This window comes from Scytonema hofmannii PCC 7110 (genome assembly GCF_000346485.2).
Lineage (GTDB): Bacteria > Cyanobacteriota > Cyanobacteriia > Cyanobacteriales > Nostocaceae > Scytonema > Scytonema hofmannii.
Window position 1 is genome coordinate 1,108,166 of the sequence record NZ_KQ976354.1, and the last position, 21,770, is coordinate 1,129,935.

Annotated in this window: 25 protein-coding genes, 1 tRNA gene and 1 pseudogene; 13 read left to right on the forward strand and 14 right to left on the reverse strand. The window is 42.1% G+C overall.

What is annotated here, in order from left to right; translation table 11 throughout:
* Positions 1 to 47 precede the first annotated feature (47 nt).
* The 3 genes from WA1_RS04810 to WA1_RS59385 all read right to left on the reverse strand — a co-directional run bounded on the left by WA1_RS04810 (position 48) and on the right by WA1_RS59385 (position 2,874).
* On the reverse strand, positions 48 to 881 hold the full coding sequence (locus WA1_RS04810) for an Rpn family recombination-promoting nuclease/putative transposase (RefSeq protein ID WP_017743182.1): 834 nt from the start codon (positions 879 to 881) through the stop codon (positions 48 to 50).
* A 397-nt stretch (positions 882 to 1,278) separates the two neighbouring features.
* On the reverse strand, positions 1,279 to 1,677 hold the full coding sequence (locus WA1_RS04815; RefSeq protein WP_026134627.1) for a RidA family protein: 399 nt from the start codon (positions 1,675 to 1,677) through the stop codon (positions 1,279 to 1,281).
* A 288-nt stretch (positions 1,678 to 1,965) separates the two neighbouring features.
* Positions 1,966 to 2,874, reverse strand: a complete 909-nt coding sequence (locus WA1_RS59385; protein WP_017743179.1) for an AraC family transcriptional regulator — start codon at positions 2,872 to 2,874, stop codon at positions 1,966 to 1,968.
* A gap of 48 nt (positions 2,875 to 2,922) precedes the next feature.
* Between WA1_RS59385 and WA1_RS59390 the strand changes: the two genes are divergently transcribed.
* Complete coding sequence (locus tag WA1_RS59390) at positions 2,923 to 3,045, forward strand: hypothetical protein (RefSeq protein ID WP_272819068.1); 123 nt, start codon at positions 2,923 to 2,925, stop codon at positions 3,043 to 3,045.
* A gap of 20 nt (positions 3,046 to 3,065) precedes the next feature.
* On the opposite strand, the gene WA1_RS04825 is transcribed toward WA1_RS59390, so the two are convergent.
* Both WA1_RS04825 and WA1_RS59395 read right to left on the reverse strand, forming a co-directional pair.
* Positions 3,066 to 4,028, reverse strand: coding sequence for a LysR substrate-binding domain-containing protein (locus tag WA1_RS04825; RefSeq protein WP_026134626.1), 963 nt, complete (start codon positions 4,026 to 4,028; stop codon positions 3,066 to 3,068).
* Positions 4,029 to 4,159: 131 nt separating this feature from the next.
* A complete protein-coding gene (locus WA1_RS59395; RefSeq protein WP_017743177.1) occupies positions 4,160 to 4,294 on the reverse strand; it encodes a hypothetical protein in 135 nt (44 codons plus the stop codon).
* A gap of 266 nt (positions 4,295 to 4,560) precedes the next feature.
* On the opposite strand from WA1_RS59395, the gene WA1_RS04835 reads away from it, so the two are divergent.
* The 4 genes from WA1_RS04835 (at position 4,561) to WA1_RS04850 (ending at position 10,070) form a co-directional block, all read left to right on the forward strand.
* On the forward strand, positions 4,561 to 4,791 hold the full coding sequence (locus tag WA1_RS04835) for a hypothetical protein (RefSeq protein ID WP_017743176.1): 231 nt from the start codon (positions 4,561 to 4,563) through the stop codon (positions 4,789 to 4,791).
* Positions 4,784 to 5,092 carry a type II toxin-antitoxin system RelE family toxin gene (locus WA1_RS04840; protein ID WP_017743175.1) on the forward strand — a complete coding sequence of 103 codons (309 nt, stop codon included), beginning with the start codon at positions 4,784 to 4,786 and terminating at the stop codon, positions 5,090 to 5,092. Before WA1_RS04835 ends, WA1_RS04840 begins: the two co-directional genes overlap by 8 nt.
* Positions 5,093 to 5,402: 310 nt before the next feature.
* On the forward strand, positions 5,403 to 9,143 hold the full coding sequence (locus WA1_RS04845) for a hydantoinase B/oxoprolinase family protein (RefSeq protein ID WP_017743174.1): 3,741 nt from the start codon (positions 5,403 to 5,405) through the stop codon (positions 9,141 to 9,143).
* A gap of 144 nt (positions 9,144 to 9,287) precedes the next feature.
* Positions 9,288 to 10,070, forward strand: a complete 783-nt coding sequence (locus WA1_RS04850) for a putative hydro-lyase (RefSeq protein ID WP_017743173.1) — start codon at positions 9,288 to 9,290, stop codon at positions 10,068 to 10,070.
* Between the two features lie 104 nt (positions 10,071 to 10,174).
* On the opposite strand, the gene mle is transcribed toward WA1_RS04850, so the two are convergent.
* From mle to WA1_RS04870, 4 genes are all read right to left on the reverse strand, one after another.
* Positions 10,175 to 11,035 (reverse strand): alpha/beta fold macrolide esterase, encoded by an 861-nt coding sequence (mle, locus tag WA1_RS04855; protein ID WP_017743172.1) that lies wholly within the window; start codon positions 11,033 to 11,035, stop codon positions 10,175 to 10,177.
* Between the two features lie 212 nt (positions 11,036 to 11,247).
* Positions 11,248 to 11,478 carry a toxin-antitoxin system HicB family antitoxin gene (locus tag WA1_RS04860; RefSeq protein WP_017743171.1) on the reverse strand — a complete coding sequence of 77 codons (231 nt, stop codon included), beginning with the start codon at positions 11,476 to 11,478 and terminating at the stop codon, positions 11,248 to 11,250.
* A gap of 124 nt (positions 11,479 to 11,602) precedes the next feature.
* Entirely contained in the window at positions 11,603 to 12,046 is a 444-nt protein-coding gene (locus WA1_RS04865) for a type II toxin-antitoxin system VapC family toxin (protein WP_017743170.1), read from the reverse strand.
* Positions 12,030 to 12,263, reverse strand: coding sequence for a hypothetical protein (locus WA1_RS04870; RefSeq protein ID WP_017743169.1), 234 nt, complete (start codon positions 12,261 to 12,263; stop codon positions 12,030 to 12,032). The genes WA1_RS04865 and WA1_RS04870 overlap by 17 nt, the downstream gene beginning before the upstream one ends.
* Positions 12,264 to 12,542: 279 nt before the next feature.
* On the opposite strand from WA1_RS04870, the gene bla reads away from it, so the two are divergent.
* The 4 genes from bla to WA1_RS04890 all read left to right on the forward strand — a co-directional run bounded on the left by bla (position 12,543) and on the right by WA1_RS04890 (position 14,509).
* Positions 12,543 to 13,550: a class A beta-lactamase gene (gene bla / locus WA1_RS04875; protein WP_017743168.1), complete on the forward strand. Its 1,008-nt coding sequence runs from the start codon at positions 12,543 to 12,545 to the stop codon at positions 13,548 to 13,550.
* Between the two features lie 207 nt (positions 13,551 to 13,757).
* Positions 13,758 to 14,015, forward strand: a complete 258-nt coding sequence (locus WA1_RS04880) for a type II toxin-antitoxin system ParD family antitoxin (protein ID WP_017743167.1) — start codon at positions 13,758 to 13,760, stop codon at positions 14,013 to 14,015.
* Positions 14,012 to 14,302, forward strand: a complete 291-nt coding sequence (locus WA1_RS04885; protein WP_017743166.1) for a type II toxin-antitoxin system RelE/ParE family toxin — start codon at positions 14,012 to 14,014, stop codon at positions 14,300 to 14,302. Before WA1_RS04880 ends, WA1_RS04885 begins: the two co-directional genes overlap by 4 nt.
* A gap of 27 nt (positions 14,303 to 14,329) precedes the next feature.
* Positions 14,330 to 14,509 (forward strand): D-glutamate cyclase family protein, encoded by a 180-nt coding sequence (locus tag WA1_RS04890; protein ID WP_017743165.1) that lies wholly within the window; start codon positions 14,330 to 14,332, stop codon positions 14,507 to 14,509.
* A 60-nt stretch (positions 14,510 to 14,569) separates the two neighbouring features.
* Here WA1_RS04890 and WA1_RS04895 read toward each other — a convergent pair whose 3' ends face one another.
* Entirely contained in the window at positions 14,570 to 15,091 is a 522-nt protein-coding gene (locus WA1_RS04895; protein WP_017743164.1) for a hypothetical protein, read from the reverse strand.
* 120 nt (positions 15,092 to 15,211) lie between these two features.
* On the opposite strand from WA1_RS04895, the pseudogene WA1_RS04900 reads away from it, so the two are divergent.
* A pseudogene (locus WA1_RS04900) lies at positions 15,212 to 15,445 on the forward strand (hydantoinase B/oxoprolinase family protein); the annotation flags it as partial.
* Positions 15,446 to 15,524: 79 nt separating this feature from the next.
* On the opposite strand, the gene WA1_RS04905 reads toward WA1_RS04900, so the two are convergent.
* The 4 genes from WA1_RS04905 to WA1_RS04920 all read right to left on the reverse strand — a co-directional run bounded on the left by WA1_RS04905 (position 15,525) and on the right by WA1_RS04920 (position 18,627).
* Positions 15,525 to 15,761, reverse strand: coding sequence for a hypothetical protein (locus WA1_RS04905; protein ID WP_017743162.1), 237 nt, complete (start codon positions 15,759 to 15,761; stop codon positions 15,525 to 15,527).
* The gene (locus WA1_RS04910; protein WP_017743161.1) at positions 15,758 to 16,189 is read right to left on the reverse strand and encodes a putative toxin-antitoxin system toxin component, PIN family; all 432 of its coding nucleotides are present in this window, start codon (positions 16,187 to 16,189) and stop codon (positions 15,758 to 15,760) included. Before WA1_RS04910 ends, WA1_RS04905 begins: the two co-directional genes overlap by 4 nt.
* A 449-nt stretch (positions 16,190 to 16,638) precedes the next feature.
* Entirely contained in the window at positions 16,639 to 18,063 is a 1,425-nt protein-coding gene (locus tag WA1_RS04915) for a cytochrome P450 (protein ID WP_017743160.1), read from the reverse strand.
* A 120-nt stretch (positions 18,064 to 18,183) separates the two neighbouring features.
* On the reverse strand, positions 18,184 to 18,627 hold the full coding sequence (locus WA1_RS04920; RefSeq protein ID WP_017743159.1) for a hypothetical protein: 444 nt from the start codon (positions 18,625 to 18,627) through the stop codon (positions 18,184 to 18,186).
* A gap of 426 nt (positions 18,628 to 19,053) precedes the next feature.
* Between WA1_RS04920 and WA1_RS04925 the strand changes: the two genes are divergently transcribed.
* From WA1_RS04925 to WA1_RS04935, 3 genes are all read left to right on the forward strand, one after another.
* Positions 19,054 to 20,313, forward strand: a complete 1,260-nt coding sequence (locus WA1_RS04925; RefSeq protein WP_017743158.1) for a murein hydrolase activator EnvC family protein — start codon at positions 19,054 to 19,056, stop codon at positions 20,311 to 20,313.
* Positions 20,314 to 20,464: 151 nt separating this feature from the next.
* Positions 20,465 to 20,537, forward strand: a tRNA-Arg gene (locus WA1_RS04930).
* A gap of 464 nt (positions 20,538 to 21,001) precedes the next feature.
* A complete protein-coding gene (locus WA1_RS04935; protein WP_026134623.1) occupies positions 21,002 to 21,604 on the forward strand; it encodes a hypothetical protein in 603 nt (200 codons plus the stop codon).
* Positions 21,605 to 21,770: the final 166 nt, after the last annotated feature.

Consider the following 21,770-nt stretch of genomic DNA (forward strand, 5'->3'; position numbering starts at 1 on the left):
GCGAAGGTATTGTTAATTAAAAAACTTAAACCTAATACTTACGTTATTTAGGTGTTCTGCTGTGCAGCTAAGCGGACAGCTTCTAGATCGACTTTCAGCTCTTGAGCAATCTGCTCTACGCTCATTCCCATTTTAAGTAACAGAGGCACAGTGACTCTCAACATTTCAGCTTTCTGTTCTTCGCGACCTTCAACGCGACCTTCAACGCGACCTTCAACGCGACCCTCAGCTTTCGCTTCCTGATAAACTCTTGTCTGCTCTAAAGTCAGTCCCAGCATAGCTTCTACTTCCTCTCTACTCAATGAAGCAAATTTGTAAACGGCGATTGTGGTAATAATGTCGATGATTTCGTTTTTCGGCAGTGTCTCCGTTTCCTCTAATTGTACTCGCTCAATCAATCGACGTGCTTGCTCTGCCATTTCTTGTTCCGATGCAATTGTCAACTGCATCAAGTTGATGCCTATTGGCTGCTGATTTGGCTCCCCCAATTCATCAAGATAAATTCGCTGCACTTGGTCGCTATTCAAAAACATTCGATGGGTTTTGCGATCACTTGGTTCCAATGAGCGTGATGGAAAAATAACGACACAGAACCAATCGTCATATTCCCACCGATTTCGGTTCAAGTACATCATCGACTCAGTAAAGAATCGATAATAGAGATCTTCATCTTTTTGGAATTGAACTTCTGCAAAAAAGATAATTTTGTCTGTTGCGTCCACAGGCGGCAAAAACACGCCGTCGATGCGAAAAGAAGTTTCTTTGACTTCAACCGACTCAAATCGATAATTTTGTGCTCCTTCAGGAGGGTCATTCACTAGTTCAAACAGTAAATCTGGAAACCGCTTAAAAATCTGATAGTAGATAGAATCGCGTTTCATTGAAATATCCTTGAGGTGCTCGTGTCGGTTCTTGACACACTTTTCAGACTGATAGTCTACCAGATAAAGCTTATCTTATTAAAATAACAATGAGTTATTGCTTTGTCTGACTCAAATTTTTACTTTAGGAAAGAAAAAACATGAATTTTGTAGACGTTTTTTCCTGTGAAATTTTGACACAACGCAAAAACAGCGTAGCGATAAAACTTCAGATCGACTACGCTGTTGTTATTGAAAATTTCATCAGGATGAAACCTAAACCTAATACCCGTTTTATTTAGGTATTCTGCTGTGCAGCTAAGCGAACAGCTTCTAGCTCGACTTTCAGATCTTGTGCAATTTGTTCCGCGCTCATAACATAGTGATTGTTCTCCTTTTTACTTCGGAAATCACTGGGTCACGCCAGTGCTGCTGTTGCCTCAATCTCAACCAACGTTTCTGGAGAGGCCAGTGAAGAAACACCGATGCCAGTAATAGCTGGGCGCGACTCTCCTAAATATTGCGTGACAATTGGAGCAATGGTCTCGATGAATTCTCCAAATTCACCACGAATGTAGATGCGAAGGCTAAGCAGATTTTCTACGGAGCTTCCCGATGCATCTAAGACGATGTTTAGGTTAGTCAGCACATTCGAGAGTTGCCCCTCGACGGTATGGCATGAAACTTGGTGGTTCATGTCCCAGTCAACTTGACCAGAAATGTAAACGGTAGCCGTTGCGGTATCGATAACCGCTTTGGACATCCCGTGCGGTCTTCCATCATAAAGTTCTGGCGGATTTATTAGTTGCTTTCTCATCGCGTCTAATCCTTATGCGTGTGAAAATTGGAGAGCCAAATCAATGGTCTGGATAACCAACGCTCTTATTCTGAAGTTTAATGAGTTTCAGCACTCAACTTCTTTCAAATTCTTACAACGCTCTATCAGATTCTTAGGATGTTTACTCATTTGCTTCAAGAGTATTCAGAAGCGATCGCAGCTTGAAGTGAGTTAACTTCTGCGATCGCTCCATCAACATTGAGCGAGTTTTCAATTCTATTTAGCGTTTTTCAAGTTCTTATGGCAGTTTTTCAAATTCTTATGGGATTAACGAACCTGCTTTGGAGTCATTCCAGTGAGACGTTTAAACTGTTGCGTCAGGTGGCTTTGACTAGAGAAGCCGACTTGTAAAGCGATGTCTGCAATTGCTAAGTCCGTTTTCAACAACATCACTTTTGCCTTCTCTACTCGCTGTTGAATCACATACTGATGCGGCGAGATTCCCATTGCTTGCTTAAACAAACTTGCAAAGTAAGTGGGGCTGATGTTAACAACGCTTGCTAATTCAGCCAGAGACAAATCTCGATTGAGGTAAGTGTGAATATAATCGATCGCTTGTTGCAACTGGGCGCGAGTTAAGCTTCTATTCTGAGATGTAATGGTTTGCGTCAAGATGGGTTGCGTCAAGGTCGAATAGTGCCGCAGCAAATGAATCACTAACACTTGGGTCAACGATTCAGCATATAATTGACCCATCATGCCACCCGATCGCAACTCCGCGAACATCAGCATTCCAATGTGATGAAGTTGCAAATCTTGCTGACCGAAACAATGCACGAGGTCGAACCGTTTTGAATCAATGTCGGAGGCTTCAGCAACTTGTCTAATTAATTCCGGTTTTAAGCAGATGTGCAGTGGAGCGCAAATGACACCACTCATATCTCGATCTTGACGCCAATAGCTCGGTTGTCCAGCCGGAACAAAGAGGTTGTCCCCTTTGAGAAGGATTGATTCATGCAAGCGATCGTCCCGTCTTTGAATTAAAGGAGCGGGCTGTCCTGTATGTAAGTAGAGCCAATGATCCGATAGGGCAGGGAGTTCCATTTCAAAAGCTGAAGCAGGACTTTGACACTGCTCAACCAAAACGCCATTCCAGTTCATCTGCCGACTGGAGAACATCAGCGTTTTATTCCACCGTTGGCTGAGTTCGAGCGAGTTGAGAAAGTTGCTTGTCATCTAAAAACTTCCGGAGCAGCAAAAGTGTTCATCAGTTAGTAATCTAACATGATAACCAAAACATCAAATCACGATCCCGCGATTGATGCTTCTCCCATTAGAAAGACTTCGCCAACTCAGCAAGCGATCGATAATTTAGCCCTTTGTACCAGGTTTGCAAGGCATCACTGACCCAGACATAGCGATTTTTCTTACCAAGCATCGCGCAGGTATATAATCTCCTCAATCACCTTGAGAAAATTAGGTAATACCGTAGATGAATTTTTCTTTCGCCAAACAGCAGCAATTTGTCGAGCCAATGTTGCATCTTTCAGCACTTTATATATAACGCCTTCCCGGTGAAGAATTTGGACGTGATTGGGGAGAATAGACACACCTTTTCCTGATGCCACTAAACTCAAAAGTACAACAACTCCAGTGACTCTAATGTTAGACGCGATTTTAGGTTCAAAACCTATTTTTTTACATAAGGTAATAACTTCTCCGTAGAAAGGCAACACATCAAGTGGAGGCAAGATAATCGTCTCATTTGCTAATACTTTCAGAGAAATCTCAGTATCCTTTTGCTTAGCTAGAGCATGATTGGTTGGTAATGCAACAACAAAGTATTCATTGAGAAGAATTTGAAACTCTAAATCTGGGTCATTCCTATCAAAACTGGGAGAGCGTTGAAACACTACATCTAATTCACAATTTTTGAGCATCTGAATCTCTTGTTGAATTTTGACTTCGTGGAGTTCTAGTTCTACATTAGGAAATTGCTTTTGAAACTCTTGTAACACTTCGGGTAGAATACTGTTTGCGACAGCATTGTTAAGACCTATGATTAAACGTCCAATTTGACCAAGACTTGCTTGTTGTGCTTGTGCGATCGCTCGCTCAAGATACATGAGAGCTAACTGTACTTCTTTTAAGAAAACCTTACCGGCTTCAGTTAATTCAATGGGGCGTTTGGTGCGATCGAATAGTTTGATATTTGATGTTTTTGCATTGGCACTTAATGATTTTTCTAGTGTCTGAATACTTTGGGTAAGGTTAGGCTGATGAATTCCGAGACGCTTTGCCGCCTCAGTAAAGTTGTTTCCAGCCTGCACCACTGCCATGAAATTACAGATTTGCCGCACTTCAAGATGATTCAGATGTTGAAAGTTCATCGGCAACCCTAAGCTATATGTTTCATCATATTATAGTATGGTATATTTTACTATATAAGATATTATACTGTTGAACGATGCGGGTTAGCGTTCGATTGAAACAATATGGAACGTAATGAAAATCTGTAGTGTCATGGTTTTTCTTGACGCAAACGCTGTGTTAATTCCTCTCTTTTGTTTTCCCACCATTCCTCGCTAATTTCTATCTTGTTACCGCTATCTAACCCTTCGAGTAAGAGAAAGTCTTGGTAGGGGTGCGGCGGCAAGAGCGCCCCTACATCTTTTCCACGCCTATGTCTATTAGTTGCAATAATTTAGAAGGAGGAGCTTCCAAACCCTCGTTCCCGATCTACAACATATGACTGACAGGTTAAGCTCAAGTACCTTTGTCAATAAGTAACTTGGCACAAAATTCTCCACCCATCTCACACCTATCTTCCAATCAATGGGATATAATTTCATTGCTGATGCCAAAGTCATTAAAAAATGCCATGTGCAAGCAATTGGAATAAACATCTGAAGGAGGTATTTTATGAATAGTGGGCTAGAAGCTTTGCAATCTGTTCAATTTGTTACTGTCAAAGGTAAACGTGTAGCAGTTCTTAACTATGATGACTGGGAAGCACTGGTTGAGTGGCTAGAAACCTTGGAAGATTTGCAAATAGCAAAAACAGCATTTGCTAAGTTAAAAGCAGCAGGTGGCGATCGCCTACGTGCTGGCTGGTTGAAATGGGATGATGTGGAGCCGGAATTAAGTGAGTAATTATACTGTTTACATTCAGCCTGAAACATTTAGCGATATTAAAAATCTTCCAGGTAATATTAAGCAACGTGTTAGAAAAGCAATTCAAGGTTTAGCTGATAATCCTCGTCCTCCTGACAGTAAACGACTCGATCTCCCTGAGTTTGAAGCAGAAGTGTGGCGATTGCGGTTGGATAATTGGCGAATTGTGTACGCAATTACAGAAGAAAACAGTATAGTAGATGTCTTAGCTGTGCGTAAGCGACCACCTTATGACTATGGAGATTTAGAAACATTACTTTCAGACTTAAAGCTCTTTTAAACTTGCTGCTAACAACCAATCTATATATTGGTTACACGTAGCTATTGAGATATAGCTAAGATCTGTAATAATTAACGATCGCAAAGCTTGAAGAAATCCAGATGTAAGTTCTCACAAATCATCACGCAAGATATGAAATCTCCTCAATCGCCTTAGTTCCAAATTTTGCTTTTCACATATTGGTAATCCATAGGTAATTTACAGCTATATGTTTCATAATATTATAGTATGACATATTTTACTATATAAGATATTGTGCTGTATAAGTATAGAACATAGTTGGGCTTTGCAATAATGGAGGGAAGTCAGGATGAATCTCGATCGCGTACAGCACTTGTCCATCAGCAATTCCAATCGCTCTAGTTGGCAATTTTGGATCGATCGCGGCGGTACGTTTACTGACATTGTGGCGCAACGCCCGGATGGTGAAATCGTCGTTCACAAACTCTTATCTGAAAATAAAGAACGTTACAACGATGCTGCAATTCAAGGTATCCGGGAGATTTTAGGAATTCCATCAGATGCACCCATTCCCACAGAACAAATTGCAGCAGTCAAGATGGGAACGACAGTGGCGACGAATGCATTGTTAGAGCGTAAAGGTGATCGCACTCTTTTGCTAATAACTAAAGGGTTTCGAGATGCTCTACGCATTGGCTATCAAAATCGTCCCAACATTTTTGCTCGTCACATTGTGCTTCCCGAAATGCTGTACGAGCGAGTCATTGAAGTTGAAGAACGCTATACTGCCCAAGGAGAAGAATTAATTCCAGTTCAGATTAACGACGCTCTGAGTCAATCGCTTCAAACAGCATACGATGATGGCATTCGGTCTTGTGCGATCGCATTTCTGCACGGCTATCGTTACCCCAACCACGAACAACAAATTGCGGCATTAGCGAAAGATATTGGTTTCACCCAAATCTCAGTCTCTCACAAAGTCAGCCCCCTCATGAAGCTTGTGAGTCGAGGCGATACCACTGTTGTAGATGCCTACTTATCCCCAATTCTGCGGCGATATGTTAACCAGGTAGCAGCAGAACTAGGAAAAGATAAGAACACAACGATTCCTGCTTCATCTCCTCGTTTAATGTTCATGCAATCCAACGGTGGATTAATTGAAGCTGACAGATTTCAAGGCAAAGACAGCATTTTATCGGGACCGGCTGGTGGTATTGTTGGAGCGGTAAAAACCAGTGCAATGGCAGGTTTTCATCAAATTATTGGATTTGATATGGGTGGAACATCTACCGATGTTTCACACTTTAACGGAGAGTACGAGCGCACATTTGAAACAGAAGTTGCAGGAGTGAGACTACGCGCACCGATGATGTCAATTCATACAGTAGCAGCCGGAGGTGGCTCGATTCTCAACTTCGACGGTTACCGTTACCGAGTTGGTCCTGAGTCTGCGGGTGCAGATCCAGGTCCCGCTTGCTACCGTCGGGGCGGTTCGTTAACAGTGACGGATTGCAATGTGATGGTGGGTAAACTTCAAGCCCCGTTCTTTCCTGCTGTGTTTGGTACTGAAGGGAACTTACCACTAGATACTGAGATTGTACGGAACTTATTTGCTCAATTGGCTACAGAAATTTTTGAAAAGACGGGAAGTCAGCGCAAATCGGAACAAGTTGCTGAGGGGTTTTTAGCGATCGCGATCGACAAAATGGCTACCGCTATTAAGAAAATCTCTATTCAACGCGGTTATGATGTTACAGAATATACGCTGTGCTGCTTTGGTGGTGCGGGGGGACAACACGCTTGTCTAATTGCTGAAGCACTGGGTATGACTTCAATTTTTATTCATCCTTATGCTGGGGTACTCTCTGCTTATGGTATTGGCTTAGCGGATGTGCGATCGCTCAAAGAAAAGGCGGTGGAAGTTCAATTAACTCATGACGCAATCCCTGGGTTAGCTCAAACGCTGAGCGCACTTTCCGCTGAAGGGTATGCTGACATGATGCAACAGGGTATCGATCGCTCTCAAATTCAAGTTCTGCTCAAAGTCCATTTACGCTATGCAGGTACAGATTCCGCATTGGTGGTAGATTTTGGCAATCCAGAGGAAGTTTTACCCGACGAGGCTCGTTGTGCTATTCTACGAGAACGCTTTGAGCAAGCTTACTACCAACGGTATGGCTTCACGATGCCCGATAAAGCACTGATTGTTGAAGCGGCTTCAGTGGAAGCGATCGGACAAAGTGGCGAGATTAAAGAGCTAACTGTTGCATTTAGCAGAACAGCACCGCTCAAACTAATCGCCACTGTTAAAATCTATACCAAAGGCACTTGGCACGATACACCTGTTTATCAACGCCATGATTTAAGACCAGGCGATCGCATCACCGGAGCCGCCTTAATTATTGAACCTACAGGGACAAATGTAATCGAGCCGGGATGGTATGCACAATTAACGCAACAAAATCACCTGATTTTAACAAAGGATGACAGCCAGAAGTTAAAGAATGAAATAGAATCAAATCCATCTGTTATTGCTCCTTCCTCGTCTACCCCCGACCCCGTTCTCTTAGAAATTTTCAACAATTTAGTACGAGCCATTGCTGAGGAAATGGGAATTACACTGCAAAACACCAGTTACTCAGTCAATATCAAGGAACGGCTCGATTTCTCCTGTGCTATTTTTGATCGACAAGGACAACTTGTTGCTAATGCGCCCCATATTCCAGTGCATTTGGGTTCCATGAGCGAAAGTGTGAACAGTTTAATTCAAGCTAAAGGAAAAACTCTGAAACCTGGAGATGCTTACGTATCCAACAATCCCTATAATGGAGGGACGCATCTGCCAGATGTGACTGTGATTACTCCAGTTTTTGTCCCTGATTCTACCACTCCGCTATTCTATGTTGCGTCACGGGGACACCATGCTGACATTGGCGGTATTACACCTGGTTCAATGCCACCTCACAGCACTTCCATTGACCAAGAAGGTATTTTACTAGATAACGTGCAAATTGTCGAGCAAGGACGTTTTCAAGAAACAAAGATACTGGAATTGTTGAGTGCAGGGGATTATCCAGTCCGCAATCCCAGTCAAAATCTAGCCGATCTCCAGGCACAGATTGCTGCTAATGAGAGAGGCGTGCAAGAACTTCACCGCATGGTGGAGCATTACGGACTCGCAACTGTGCAAGCCTATATGCAACACGTTCAAGATAATGCAGAAGAAGCGGTGCGACGGGCGATTGATGTGCTTCAAGATGGTATTTTCACGTACACAATGGATGATAGGAGTATTATTTATGTCAAGATTACCATCGATCGCCATAACCGTTCTGCTCGCGTTGATTTCGCGGGGACTTCACCTCAGCAATCTACTAATTTGAATGCACCATTGGCAATTTGCAAAGCAGTTGTGCTTTATGTGTTTCGGACATTGGTTGAGGATGATATTCCACTGAATGCAGGTTGTCTCAAGCCATTGGAGATTATTATCCCAGAAGGCTGTCTGCTCAATCCGCGCTATCCGGCTGCTGTGGTTGCAGGCAATGTGGAAACGTCACAAGCGATCGCTAATGCATTGTATGGTGCGTTGGGTATAATGGCAGCATCTCAAGGCACCATGAATAATTTTACTTTTGGCAACGAGCAACACCAGTATTATGAAACGATTTGTGGCGGTTCTGGGGCTGGTGCTGATTTTGACGGAACTGACGCGGTTCAGACGCATATGACGAACTCGCGGTTGACCGATCCAGAGGTGCTGGAGTGGCGGTTTCCAGTTTTAGTTGAAGAGTTTGCAATCCGTCCTAATAGTGGTGGTTGTGGTAAATATAGGGGTGGTAATGGGGTAATTCGTCGGATTCAATTCCGGGAAGCTATGACAGCAGCGATTTTGTCTGGTCATCGAGTGGTTCCGCCGTTTGGGTTAGCGGGTGGTGAATCGGGGGCTGTTGGATGCAATTCTGTGGTGCGTCGTGATGGGACTATTGAATCTCTGGCTGGTAAAGCTGAAGTTCAAATGCAGCCCGGTGATGTTTTTGCGATCGAAACGCCTGGAGGTGGTGGGTTTGGTGCTTTACCCTCTTCTTAACCTTGTGTGAAAAGTAGGTTGGGTTGAGGAACGAAACCCAACATTCAAAAATCTTGTCCTGTATTGCATCAGAAAAAAGTTATAGAACCGCAGCCTGTAGCAGACGAACGCAGATAAATTTGTACTTCGTACAGGAGATAAATGATGTCAATTTCTGCACTTCCTTCCCAAATCCGTCAGCAATGTCGAACTGGTGAGTTAAAGGCTCCTACACCTGGGCTTGCTCTGGGATATGTTCAAGCTAACTTAGTTGTATTGCCATACGATCTGGCGTTTGAATTTCTGCTGTTTTGTCAGCGAAACCCCAAGCCGTGTCCAATTCTTGATGTTACAGAAGTTGGGAATCCCGAACCTAAATTGATTGCTCCTGGTGCTGATATTAGAACGGATTTACCACGCTACAGAGTTTTTCGCCAGGGTCAGCTTGTTGAGGAAACAACGGATATTAGACCATTTTGGAAAGACGATTTAGTTGCTTTTTTAATCGGTTGCTCTTTTTCCTTTGAGAATGCCATGCTCAATGCTGGGCTATCTGTACGACATATAGAAGAAGGGAAAAATGTTCCGATGTACAAAACAAGCATTCAATGTATTCCCAGTCGAACCTTTTCCAGCCCCCTAGTTGTTTCCATGCGTCCCTTACCCGCACATCATGTCGTTCGATCTGTAGAAGTCACGAGTCGCTATTACAAAGCACACGGATCTCCTGTGCATATTGGTAATCCAGAGGTAATCGGGATTGAAGATTTGGGGAGTCCAGATTATGGAAGTGCAGTTACTCTTCGCGATAATGAAGTTCCTGTTTTTTGGGCTTGTGGAGTCACGACTCAAACTGCGATTCTTCAAGCCAAGCCTGAATTCGCCATTACCCATGCACCCGGACATATGTTTGTGAGTGACTTAAAGGACGAAGAGCTTTTTATTTAGAGTCATAAAGCGTACTTAGTTCTAATGTTTGACTGCTTTTGTGATTCTTACAGTGCTTTATTAAATTCTTATGGGTTAGCGAACTTGTTTCTCCAAGCGAATTGTTAGGTTATTTCTTGCTGTGATACAGTGTGCTTTTCTATCGCTTCAAGAATAACAGACCAGTCAACGCGATGTAGTTCGTGTCCTGTTCCTGGCAATGGTAGTAATACAGCATCCTGGATCTCTGCTTGTAATACCAAGCTATGGGCATAGGGTAAAACACAATCTTCTGTGCCATGAATAACCAGAGTTGGTACAGCAATTTCGTGAAGGCGGTTAAACCATTTTTCTCCACCTTGAAGCAAGGCATGATTAAAGGTCGTCATGAGATTGGGAGTGCGATCGAAGTCAGCTCCAGCTAATTCGCGGATAGCTGATTCATCAAACGGATGGGCTGAACCGGAAATCAATCGCCACGCACCAATTTGATACTCAATCACTGCCTCACGGTTTGCCCAATCCAGTTCACTGGCTTTTGCATGGTATTCAAGGACAGATGGATCGATCCCTGGTATGGTCGGATCGGTTTCAGCCAAGGGTTCCGAGGCGATTAACGTTAGACTTTTGACCCGTTGAGGACGCTTGAGCGTCATAAGTTGAGCGAGGAATCCTCCTAGCGACATCCCCACTAAATGAGCGCTCTGAATTCCATAGCCATTGAGAACACAAAAAGCATCATCCGCTAGATCTTCAACGGAATAGTGGATGTGACCTGACTCGTAACTGGTTGAGCGCCCTGTGTCTCGGTGATCGTAGCGAATCACATAGCGACCCAGAGCAGCCATTTGGCAACAGAAATCTTCCGCCCACCACACGGCTGAAGCCATCGCTCCCATGATTAATAAAATTGGTGGATCGTTTGGAGTACCGAAAGATTCGGAGAAAAGGCGAACTCCATTATGACTAATCCATTTACTTTCCATGTCTTTTCATATATCGGTTTTCTCATATTTTAGGCAACCTTGATTCCAGAGTTTCTCCATTGTAGAAGTCGAATCATTTGGTTTTCCACAATAGTCATTCTTTGCAGCCTGACGGAAGAGAATTTTACAGCGCGTTCGCCGCGTTTCCAGCCTTGGCAAAAGAATTGACCAGTTAAAGTTTTGTACGATGCTTAAAAAAACATATGAGCTATTTACTGATTTTGGTCTATAAACAAAGTATCAAGTTTCGCTAATATTTTTAAGCCTTCTTCTGGATTGCCAGTTGCAGCCATTGCTTTAAACCCGGTGTAGGCATCAAATTCTGCTAGAGCTAAAGTCGATAATTCTTCAATCAGTTTATTGACACTTATTCCTTTGGCTTGAGCAAGTTCTTTTAACCTGTTGTGTTTTTCGTCTGGTAAACGAATAGTTAAAGTAGCCATTCTTAATTCAACTCCTGATAATAATATGATACCGAGAAGCAAAGCAGAAAACGATTTAACACGATGGCGAAGGGAGAAATCAAATGTCTATTCCCCGTTCCCCGTCCCCTATTCCCTTTACTGATTATCTAGGCTCAATAACTTCTATATCTAAACACCAAATAAAGTCATTCACATTAAAGGTATAGATTTTACTAACTTGGTTTTCTAACATAATAGCGATATGAATCAAATCAAAAATTTGACCATTTTTAACTTGTCTTTGTTCTAATAGTTTCATCCATCTTTTGTGTATACTACTTGGTGTTGGTAATATTCTTATGTGTGGCATTTGACACATTCTATTAATGCGAGTAACTGCGTCTTGAGACTCTAAAGGATTGGCTAAAATTGATGGATTAGTAACATAAGAATAAAATTCAGCCAAAACTTGAGATGATATACACAATATTTCTCTTTCACTAGGTCTAAATATTTCTAATGCCGCTCGATGCTGCGCCGCTTTGATATTAACAACATAAGCTAAAACATTAGTGTCAAGATAAATTTGTTTAGGTTCTTTGTCCATAGAGCTTACTGCGGTCAAAAGGTACTAAAATTTCACTAGTAAAAAATAAATCGTTCATATTAACATCTTCATCATGATTGGTGTAACTTGATTGTTCTTCTTTACTATTCTGATTACGAATTAGTTGATTTTTAGCGTGAAATGCCTCGATTATTGCTTTGATTTGCTCAATTTGTTCTGGAGTTAATCCAGTAATATTAAGTGTTTGATTGGTCATAGAAATTGATTGGTTATCTTCAATATTCTAATTATACCGCTTTATAAGGTGTTTTAAAAATCTAACTATTAAAGAATTAAGGTTTTAAAACCCACGTAGGTGGTGAATCCAGCCCTGTAGATTACATCCCCGCACTCTGACAGTACTGCTGAACAGTACTGGTAAGGACGAGGATCTTTCTATTTAGTTGGTTGAAACAATCGGTTTCTAAGAAGAATTCCGAAATTGAACGATCGCCGAGTGTAGCTCTAGCGGTTCGCGATTCTAATTCATAGGGATATGATTCAAGTGGTTAAAAAAGCTTGGCTTTACACATTTTGCTTGTTTCTACTGGCTGTTCTACTGAGTGTTAGTTGCACGGGTATTAATTCCAGCAACAGAGAAGATAGTTCAAACAGTCAAACAAGTACGCCGAGCGCAGTCACAATTGCCAACGTCGATCGCAGCAACGAATTACGCGATCGCATTGAACAAATCTCTCGTGCGGCTCAAGGGCGGGTGGGGATGACAGCCACAGTGCTAGAAACTGGAGAATCAGTATCTCTAAATGGAGATCGGCGATTTCCCATGCAAAGCGTTTATAAGTTTCCAATCGCGATGGCAGTTTTGGCTCAAGTAGATCGAGGAAACCTGAAGTTAGACCAGAAGATTCGGGTTGAGGCTACCGATATCGTTCGGGACAGTCGGATTCTAGAGAAGAATTCGCAAGGAAAGGAATTCAGTCTGGCTGAACTCATAAAGTACATGGTTTCTGAAAGTGATAGTACGGCTTGTGATGTGCTGTTACGACTCATCGGTAAACCACAACGTGTCACGGAGTATTTACGCAATCTTGACGTAAATGACATTGTTGTAGCGAACACAGAGAACGAGATCCAGTTCGGGAAAGAGCCAGGATTGCAGTATCGTAACTATGCAACGCCAGATGCAGCTGTTAATTTATTACGTGCTTTCCACAAAGGGCGAGGGCTTTCAAAATCTAGTCAAGCCTTACTGCGGCAATGGATGATAGAAACTTCGACAGGTCCAAACCGTATTAAGGGACTGTTACCGAAGGGAACAGTTGTAGCACACAAAACAGGTACTTCGGCTACCGTCAATGGCGTGACAGCTGCAACCAATGATGTGGGACTCGTGACGCTACCGAATGGACAACATCTGGCGATCGCAGTTTTTGTTTCAGATTCTCAGGCAACCGATGCGATCCGCGAAGAAGTCATCGCAATCATTGGCGAAAGCTGCATGGGACGAATGGAGCAAATGAGTGTAATAGATGTGAAGCATTGAGTAATTTAAGGACAAGCGATTGTGCTGCCTGTTTTCCCCAACTAGTAACAACTTCCATAACATTGTTTTTTTCTAATTGTTTCAGTTTACCAGGCGTTGCATCATAGAGGAAGGAATTGAGGTTGTATACTATGCAGTGTCCACACTATCATTGTTAAAACATGAGACTATATAAGAAGTGCTTATAAAATATTCAAGAGGTATCCTATGAACGTGCATTTGGGAGAAACATTCGATAAGTTTGTTGAGGAGATGCTTGCGGGCGGCGAATATCAGTCACAGAGCGAAGTGATTCGTGCAGGGCTGCGGCTTCTTAAAGAGAAAGAGGACTTGCGTAAGTTAAGACTTGAAGAACTGCGTCGGGAGATTCAGGATGGCTTAGACAGTGGTTTATCAGAACCCCTTAATATTGAAGAAATCATTCAAGAGGCAAAAAGAGATCGGGAAGGAAAACTGACCGCATGAGCCGAGTTATCAGAACACCATTAGCCAAAAACGACCTTAAGGAAATCTGGAACTACATCGCAGATTATAGTGAGGAACGAGCTGACTCTTTATTAAGAGTGTTGGATGAAAAAATGCAAAAACTGGCACAATTCCCATTAATGGGGAAAGAACGTGCTGAAATTCTTGATGGGCTAAGGAGTTTTCCGGTTAACAATTACATTATATTTTATCGTCCTATCGATAAAGGCATCGAAGTTATTCGAGTCTTACATGGTGCTAGAGATATTGAAAGTCTTTTTGAATAAAATTTTCTTTTTTAATAAGCTGAAGATTTGGCAAGTCCAGATTACGGGAATGCGGTTACTCTTCGCGATGATGAAGTTCCCGTTTTTTGGGCTTGTGGAGTCACGACTCAAACTGCAATTCTTCAAGCAAAGCCTGAATTCGCTATTATCCATGCACCCGGACATATGTTTGTTAGCGATTTAAAGGACGAGGATCTCTCTATTTAGAGTCACAAAGTTCACGATTAGCTGTTAGCCAGAGTTCAAGATCGGCTTGTGGTACTGCTATTAGTTTAAATTGTGATCAGTAGGGTGTGTGGGAAAACGTAATCCGTTCTTGATAAGCCAGCTATCAATGACTTCATAAATTTGGTCAATAATCTCCTGAGAATAGCCATTTGCTAACATCCAGGTTTCAAACGGATTGGTGTCTGTTGAAATTTGTTGCAACATTGCATCAAATTCTGATTCTGAAATGCCCATCGTCACCAGAAAATCAGCTTGATTCCAAGGAATGATACCGTTAGCCATCAGTTGCACGATTGAAAGCTGGTTTTCTTGTATCAGTTGCTCTAAAAAATCACGAATCTCTCTTTGGTGATTCTCTTCTAAACGGCGTCCCTTCATCTCCCGGTCGAGTTGAAGTTGAACGCGACTAACACCACCATTGGTCAACCAACTTTTGACATCATCGACAGCGCTAGAGGTTGGGCGAAATCGATCCGTTTGTAATAAAGTAATCGCTCCCTCAAAACTCCTGCGGAGAACTCCACGCCAATCTCCACGTTCTAAATATTCGATCAGTGCCATAGTTCAAGGTATTCGAGCCTTAATTATTGAACCTACAGGAACAAATCTCATTGAGCCGGGATGGGATGCACAATTAACGCAACAAAATCACCTGATTTTAACAAAGGATGACAGCCAGAAGTTAATGCAGGTTTTCTCAAGCCATTGGAGATTATTATCCCAGAAGGCTCTCTGCTCAATCCGCACTATCCGGCGGCTGTGGTTGCAGGCAATTTGGAAACGTCGCAAGCGATCGCTAATACATTATACGGTGCGTTGGGTATAATGGCAGCATCTCAAGGCACGATGAATAATTTTACTTTTGGCAACAAGCAACACCAGTATTACGAAACCATTTGTGGTGGTTCTGGGGCTGTTGGATGCAATTCTATCGTGCGTCGTGATGGGATAATCGAATTTGTTGTTTATTTACTGCTAAGATAAGCTATAGCACTTATATTTTGTCATAATCCTCTGGCTCTACATCAGGAACTTTATTTAAAACTTGCTGAAACTTGTCCCAACTACCGCGTTTGGCTTTTTCTTCTATATAATCTTTGGTCATCCATGCTGACACTTGTGCGGATAAGGCAATGGCTACCAGTTGTTCAAGGGATATATTTTCTTTGGTGGCTAAGATCTCAATTTGTTTATATAAAGAATCAGGAATTTGTACGTTTAAGTTGCTCATGGTATCTCTCCTACGTGTTGTAAAAATTCTTTAGGTGACACAACCCTAATGCCAAATTTTTCTGCAGCTTGTAAATCTTTTTGATTGTATGTGATAATAAAATCGACTCTTGCTTCGACAGCTAAATCGATAAGAAAATCATCATCTGGATCGCGTGCTAAGGGTCGCCATAGATAAAAAATACTACATCGGTTGGCAATGGCACAAATAGCTTCTATCACATCATCAATCTCTTTCGAGGTTAATGTTAATTGGTCTTTTTCTCTTTTGAGGATTTCTTCGTACTCGAAGATTAAGGCAGTAGAAATATTTAACTGCCAACGAGTATCATTGAGTATTGTTAATAGTTTGTAGGATGCGCCACGGTTGGAGCGTAAACCAGCAAGGAGTACGTTGGTATTTAGTACAATTTGATACGGTCTTGTCATTTTTTTACAGTTGCTGTTAGGCGGCTAACAGTTGACCCACGGTTGTATCCATGCTTTTTCTTGCTGTCTGCAAAACGATTGTATCAGTTTGGTTTTGAGTTTGTCGCAAAGTGTCAGAGCGTTGGTCAACTTATGCAGTAAGTGGCTATTCTAGAGCATCGGTACAGAAATCATTAGAACTGACGCATTGACAGAAAACATTAGATATGAATCAGGCATTTTTAGCGCCTCAATGTTTGATTTTTCAATACCTGAGAACCATCATCACCCAATACGGTTCGGTTAACGTAATTGGCGACCAGAGAAACCCGGTAACTTCTGCGAAACCGGGTTTCTGACAGCGTGCTTATCTGAACCGTATTGCATCATCACCTACCGTAGGGGCGCAATGCCACTTCACTGCCCAGCTTTTGCAGGGAGTCCAATAACCAATAGGTCATCTCGTCTGCTCAACTCGAAGAAACCGGGTTGTTGGGATTAATGAACTGGCGCTCTAGCATTTTGTTGGCTGCATTACCTTGACGAGAGCGCTGGTTTAGACGAACTGTAATCCCTTGTTTAGGACGGAGAGTAAGGCTTGGCCAAGGTTCTACAGGCTCCTCTTGTATCAGAGTTATTTGGTAGGCTTGAGTAATAGTTGCCAGCAGCAAGCGAGCTTCCATCATGGCGAATGCTTTGCCAATACAGATTCTGGCACCGCCACCAAAGGGGAAATAGGCTCCGGAGGGTAGGCGTTTGGCGAAATCATTAGCCCATCGGTCAGGATTAAAAGTTTCTGGATTGCTAAACCAGCGTGGGTCTCGGTGTACAATCCATTGGCTAGCGATTAATCCGTTTCCTGCTTTTACCCGATAGCCTGCAATCTCACAGTCTTGAGCAACGGTACGAGGTATTGCCCAAACAGGTGGATAAAGTCGCATTGATTCTAAAATAATCCACTCGGTGTAGGGCAGTTGGGGTAGGTCAGTCAAGGTGGGAACTCGACCTGTTAATACTGTCTGTAATTCTGTCAGTAGCTTGGCTTCAACTTCTGGATGTTTTGCTAACAAGTACCACGTCCAAGAGAGGACTAAGGCGGTTGTTTCATGACCTGCCAGAATAAAGGTCATCACCTCGTCCCTTAGTTGTCGATCGCTCATTTGGGTGCCATCTTCTGCTTGCAGGTGTAGTAGCATTGAAAGCAAATCGCCAGTTTCTTTCGTGGATGTGCGGCGTTGTTGAATTAACCGATAAACAACAGCGTCTAATTGCTTCACGGCTTTTCGGAAGCGGAGATTATCTGGAGTCGGTATACTGTTGGGAAGCAAAAACCACAGAAGGTTTGTGCTGCTTTTATCAAAATGCGTCAGAGTGACTTTTACAGTTTGGTCAATAACATCAATATCAGCTTCCACATCGCTCCCAAAAAAGGTTACCGCTACGATCGCCAAAGTCAGCTGCATCATTTCGTGATGAATATCGCGAATCTCACCATCTTGCCAAGTGGTTAGCATCTGTTGCGTATAGTCCACCATGACACGAGCGTAATCTGCAATGCGATCGCGGTGAAATGCAGGTTGAATGAGATGACGCTGCTGCTTCCAAAAGTCTCCCTCACTCATTAATAAACCGTTACCTAAGAGTGGCTTGGTAATGTTTCCCAGTCGGCTTTTTATCAAATTGTGCTGTTGGCTCACCAGCATCTGTTCAATCAAGTCCGGGTGATTGAGGAGATAGGATGGAATCCAACCTCCTAGGTAAACTATATCACCATATGTTTTGGCGCAGTGGCTGAAGAACCCTAGAGGATTGCGACTGTATTCTGGTAGCACTCCTACTAAAAAATGACCTTTAGGACCTGGAGGTAAATGCTTAGAGGTCGTTGAGGTTTTCATGACGCTCTTTCTTCCTCAAAAATCAAAGTGTTAATTTATGGTCATGTCATTTTTAGAGTAGCAGGCATAGAGATTTTCAACAGTACCCAGTAGTAGTATTTTATATAGTCAACTTATAATTTAACTGTTGTTTTCTTCCCAATCTTGGCATACATTCTTTTCCACACCATAAGGATACATACCACAAACAAAGGGTACACCATTATAGACAATACCATGGTAGTGCTTACATCCTTCACAAGCTCTTGGAGTTGCGATCGCATTCGTAAAAACTGGAGAGCTATGTATTTCTGACTCTGCCTTTTCTTGACGAGGTTTTCGAGAATTTCCAATGAAAATTATTCCTGACACTATCAAAACTCCGCCAATGCCAATAGCTTTGCTAAGTACAGGTTCTTGGAGTTTTAGCGTTTTTTCCATTTTAATAGCGATTCTTCCTGTTGGTCTTGCCTGGAAAAATATTTGTCCAACTATCAACCCGACAATTCCGACCATCCCGACAATCCCTACTATTCTTGCGGATTGTCCCGTAGCTCTGATGACTTTTAATTGACTGTATTTCATAAAAAATTCGCTGTATTTACTCCTTCTATACTTGTAGAAGGACTAGACATTGGTTTTATGAAACACCCTAATGAGCAAAAATCTTTTTCGTTATGTTTTTTGTCCGATAGCGATCGAAGCTGACTTTGTAAAGTTAGGCAGACACACCCTTATATCAGTTCTGTTCAAAAAAAATTGTTTTGATTTTTTTATTGCTATACTAAGAGTTTAAACACTAATAGTTAGCTCTTCATCTATCTCAAGAATGAATTGTTAGTGTTCTTGAAGGTAGTAGAAATATTGACTACTGAACAACGAATTTTGAGCCGGGAAAAAAGCGCGAGAACAAATTGAAAAATTGAAAATAATGGGTTTGTGAGAGATTGGGCAATATTTTGGGAACAATACTCCTGATGTTTGCAGTCATTATTTAGCTCGGTCAACAGCATGAGAGTGCCATTACCCAAAAAACACCAGAAAATGCCTCGCTCTCCCTTCTTTTCCAAGAAGGGTTGGGAGGATTGTATCGGTCAATTTATATTTCTTCTTGCAGTTTTCTGCATTTTATGGATTAGTTTGATATTTATTCCAGCACAAAGTCATGCAGCCACTACAGAAGCAACTCATACAATTAACTCGTTGCGCCAGCAGCAACAAATGGTTGACGTACAGCGTCAAAGCGTAACTCAAGAACACCAGCGCTTGAATAATTTGCAAGAAGCAGCACAAAATCGCCTCAACGGTTTGGAACAAAACCTGCAAACAACTGATGTTCAAATTCAAGATAGTGAATTTCGATTGCAAAGGGCGATTCAACGGCTACAGCAATTGCAAGCCGATCTAGCAACAGCGGAAGTCTCCTATCAGCAACGTCAAGAAGCAACTGTTGCTCGTCTGCGCTTTCTCCAACGGAATCGTCTCAGCCAAGGATGGGGAGTTTTGCTGCAAAGTCAAAACCTGAATGATTTTTTAGATCGTCGCAGTCAGTTGAAGTTAGTTTATAAAGCCGATCGACAAGTTTTGGCAAAACTGACTAAAGAAGCAAATTGGCTGAATGCTCAAAAAACACAGGTAGAACAGCAAAGAAACGAAATAGACTTGATTCGTCAGCAATTGTATGCTCAAAAAGCCGATTATCAAACACAAGCGCAGTTGCAAGGGGACTTAATACAACGTCTGAACAGCGATCGCTTAGCCCTAGCAGCAGCAGAAAGTCAACTTGAGAGAGATTCTCAGGCTTTGGAATCGTTAATTCAGCAAAAGGTTGCAGAAGAAGAAGAGAGACTGAAAACAAACAGTCGTAACAGCGTTATTATTCGTGGAACTGGTATTTTTGCTTATCCTAGTAATGGTCCGACAAGCAGTTCCTTTGGTTGGCGGACACACCCGGTGCTTGGGTATCGTCGCTTTCATGCTGGGTTAGATTTTGCTGCTAGTTATGGTAGTACAATTCGTGCTGCCGATTCTGGAACGGTCATTTTTGCTGGATGGTATGGTGGTTATGGTAGGGCTGTGATTATTAACCACGGGAATGGGATCTCAACTCTTTACGGTCATAGCAGCGAGTTGTTTGTTTCTGAAGGACAAACAGTAGAGCGAGGACAAGCGATCGCATCTGTGGGTTCGACAGGATTATCAACTGGTCCCCACCTCCACTTTGAAGTGAGAAAAAATGGTGCGCCAGTTAACCCCATGAATTTCCTCTAAAACCACCAATTGAAAAAATGTTTGCAAGAGAGAGTTAGGTAGAATCAAGCCCAAGTGAGGCGTTTTCAATCTAAAATCCAAAATCTAAAATCCAAAATGGTATAGATTGGCTGCAAAGTTAGCATAAAAGTGCTATACTACGAGAAGATGTGGGCGTGTAGCTCAGTGGATAGAGCAACAGATTCCGGTTCTGTTGGTCGGGGGTTCAAATCCCTCCACGCTCGTTTTGTCGTTTGCCAAATTATTTGACCGCGTTGACAAACTGTGTTTCACAGAATAATTGTGCCTAGAAAAATATGGTATCCTTATACTACTCCAAAGTAATCATTGGATTAAGGGATTTCCAAGAAATAAATTATCCAATCTTGTGGTACGGGCGCCCTCGCCCGTCCTATATAAGTGGCGGGCGGGACGCCCGCACCACAAGAGAAAGTTGGATATTTTTTTATTTGGAAGTCCCTAAGTCGGCAATTAAGTGCCTGGATGATAGTGGCGAAGAAGTGAAGGATTGGAAGGTCTCTTTCAACAGCTAACGGAAATCTTAGTTCAGGTGATGTTGCATACCTGACTCCCAATCGCTATGCTACTTCTGTTAACTCCTTCATAATATCTCATGCCCTTAGAGAGTGGCGATCGCTTAACTCGTGCTGAGTTTGAGCGCCGCTATGAGGCAACCCCGGAAAAATTTATGCCATATAGTCAATTTACTATCGAACAAATTAAAAATAACTTTGGGATAGTTATATCTGAGCAATTTGGAATTTTTGCTGATATACCAGAGATAAACTACAGTGATTTTCTTGCCCAATCTCTTAAAGAATATTTACCTCTAGCATTGGCGATCGACACTGAAAAAGCACGTTCTGAGCTGATTGTCATGCCTATTTTAGTAGAAATCAAAAGACAACTGGCATCAAAAATAAGTATATTTTCTGGCAAAGACTTTACTGTAGATGTTACAAAAGGATTAAATGGATTTTGTGGTTTCTTAATTAGCCTTTCTTCAGAGCAAATTGTTATCGAAGCACCAGTTGTGACTCTAGTGGAAGCCAAAAATGACAATATTCAATCTGGTTTGGCACAATGTATGGCAGAAATGATAGCTGCTCAAATTTTTAATGAAGTTAAAGAAAACCAAATTAGCACGATTTATGGTGTAGTAACGACTGGAACTAACTGGAGATTTTTGCGTTTGAAAGGGAAAACTATAGAGATAGATTTTAATGAATATTTTATCAGTCAGGTAGGGAAAATATTGGGAATTTTGAAAAGTACAGTAGTTGCTGACTAAAAACGTAAGCACTTAGATAATTTAAGTCATTGGTCTGTTGGAAGCATTGAAAGCCCATAACGGAGGGATAAAGGCGCTTCACAATTCTTAATGTTAAAAATGAAATTTAAGGACAGTATATTGTTGGCATCATTACCAGTTCTTAAATATCAACCTTTATCCTAAA

What these genes read in the sequence shown, in the direction of transcription:
- WA1_RS04850 (WP_017743173.1), top strand. Translation starts at nt 9,288, where the DNA reads ATGTCAATTTCTGCACTTCCTTCCCAAATCCGTCAGCAATGTCGAACT.
- mle (WP_017743172.1), bottom strand. Translation starts at nt 11,035, where the DNA reads ATGGAAAGTAAATGGATTAGTCATAATGGAGTTCGCCTTTTCTCCGAA.
- WA1_RS04835 (WP_017743176.1), top strand. Translation starts at nt 4,561, where the DNA reads ATGAATAGTGGGCTAGAAGCTTTGCAATCTGTTCAATTTGTTACTGTC.
- WA1_RS04810 (WP_017743182.1), bottom strand. Translation starts at nt 881, where the DNA reads ATGAAACGCGATTCTATCTACTATCAGATTTTTAAGCGGTTTCCAGAT.
- WA1_RS59390 (WP_272819068.1), top strand. Translation starts at nt 2,923, where the DNA reads ATGATAACCAAAACATCAAATCACGATCCCGCGATTGATGCTTCTCCC.
- WA1_RS04905 (WP_017743162.1), bottom strand. Translation starts at nt 15,761, where the DNA reads ATGAGCAACTTAAACGTACAAATTCCTGATTCTTTATATAAACAAATT.
- WA1_RS04910 (WP_017743161.1), bottom strand. Translation starts at nt 16,189, where the DNA reads ATGACAAGACCGTATCAAATTGTACTAAATACCAACGTACTCCTTGCT.
- WA1_RS04895 (WP_017743164.1), bottom strand. Translation starts at nt 15,091, where the DNA reads ATGGCACTGATCGAATATTTAGAACGTGGAGATTGGCGTGGAGTTCTC.
- WA1_RS04925 (WP_017743158.1), top strand. Translation starts at nt 19,054, where the DNA reads ATGAGAGTGCCATTACCCAAAAAACACCAGAAAATGCCTCGCTCTCCC.
- WA1_RS04860 (WP_017743171.1), bottom strand. Translation starts at nt 11,478, where the DNA reads ATGGCTACTTTAACTATTCGTTTACCAGACGAAAAACACAACAGGTTA.
- bla (WP_017743168.1), top strand. Translation starts at nt 12,543, where the DNA reads ATGATTCAAGTGGTTAAAAAAGCTTGGCTTTACACATTTTGCTTGTTT.
- WA1_RS04920 (WP_017743159.1), bottom strand. Translation starts at nt 18,627, where the DNA reads ATGAAATACAGTCAATTAAAAGTCATCAGAGCTACGGGACAATCCGCA.
- WA1_RS04825 (WP_026134626.1), bottom strand. Translation starts at nt 4,028, where the DNA reads ATGAACTTTCAACATCTGAATCATCTTGAAGTGCGGCAAATCTGTAAT.
- WA1_RS04845 (WP_017743174.1), top strand. Translation starts at nt 5,403, where the DNA reads ATGAATCTCGATCGCGTACAGCACTTGTCCATCAGCAATTCCAATCGC.
- WA1_RS04870 (WP_017743169.1), bottom strand. Translation starts at nt 12,263, where the DNA reads ATGACCAATCAAACACTTAATATTACTGGATTAACTCCAGAACAAATT.
- WA1_RS04935 (WP_026134623.1), top strand. Translation starts at nt 21,002, where the DNA reads ATGCCATATAGTCAATTTACTATCGAACAAATTAAAAATAACTTTGGG.
- WA1_RS04880 (WP_017743167.1), top strand. Translation starts at nt 13,758, where the DNA reads ATGAACGTGCATTTGGGAGAAACATTCGATAAGTTTGTTGAGGAGATG.
- WA1_RS59385 (WP_017743179.1), bottom strand. Translation starts at nt 2,874, where the DNA reads ATGACAAGCAACTTTCTCAACTCGCTCGAACTCAGCCAACGGTGGAAT.
- WA1_RS04915 (WP_017743160.1), bottom strand. Translation starts at nt 18,063, where the DNA reads ATGAAAACCTCAACGACCTCTAAGCATTTACCTCCAGGTCCTAAAGGT.
- WA1_RS04815 (WP_026134627.1), bottom strand. Translation starts at nt 1,677, where the DNA reads ATGAGAAAGCAACTAATAAATCCGCCAGAACTTTATGATGGAAGACCG.
- WA1_RS04865 (WP_017743170.1), bottom strand. Translation starts at nt 12,046, where the DNA reads ATGGACAAAGAACCTAAACAAATTTATCTTGACACTAATGTTTTAGCT.
- WA1_RS04885 (WP_017743166.1), top strand. Translation starts at nt 14,012, where the DNA reads ATGAGCCGAGTTATCAGAACACCATTAGCCAAAAACGACCTTAAGGAA.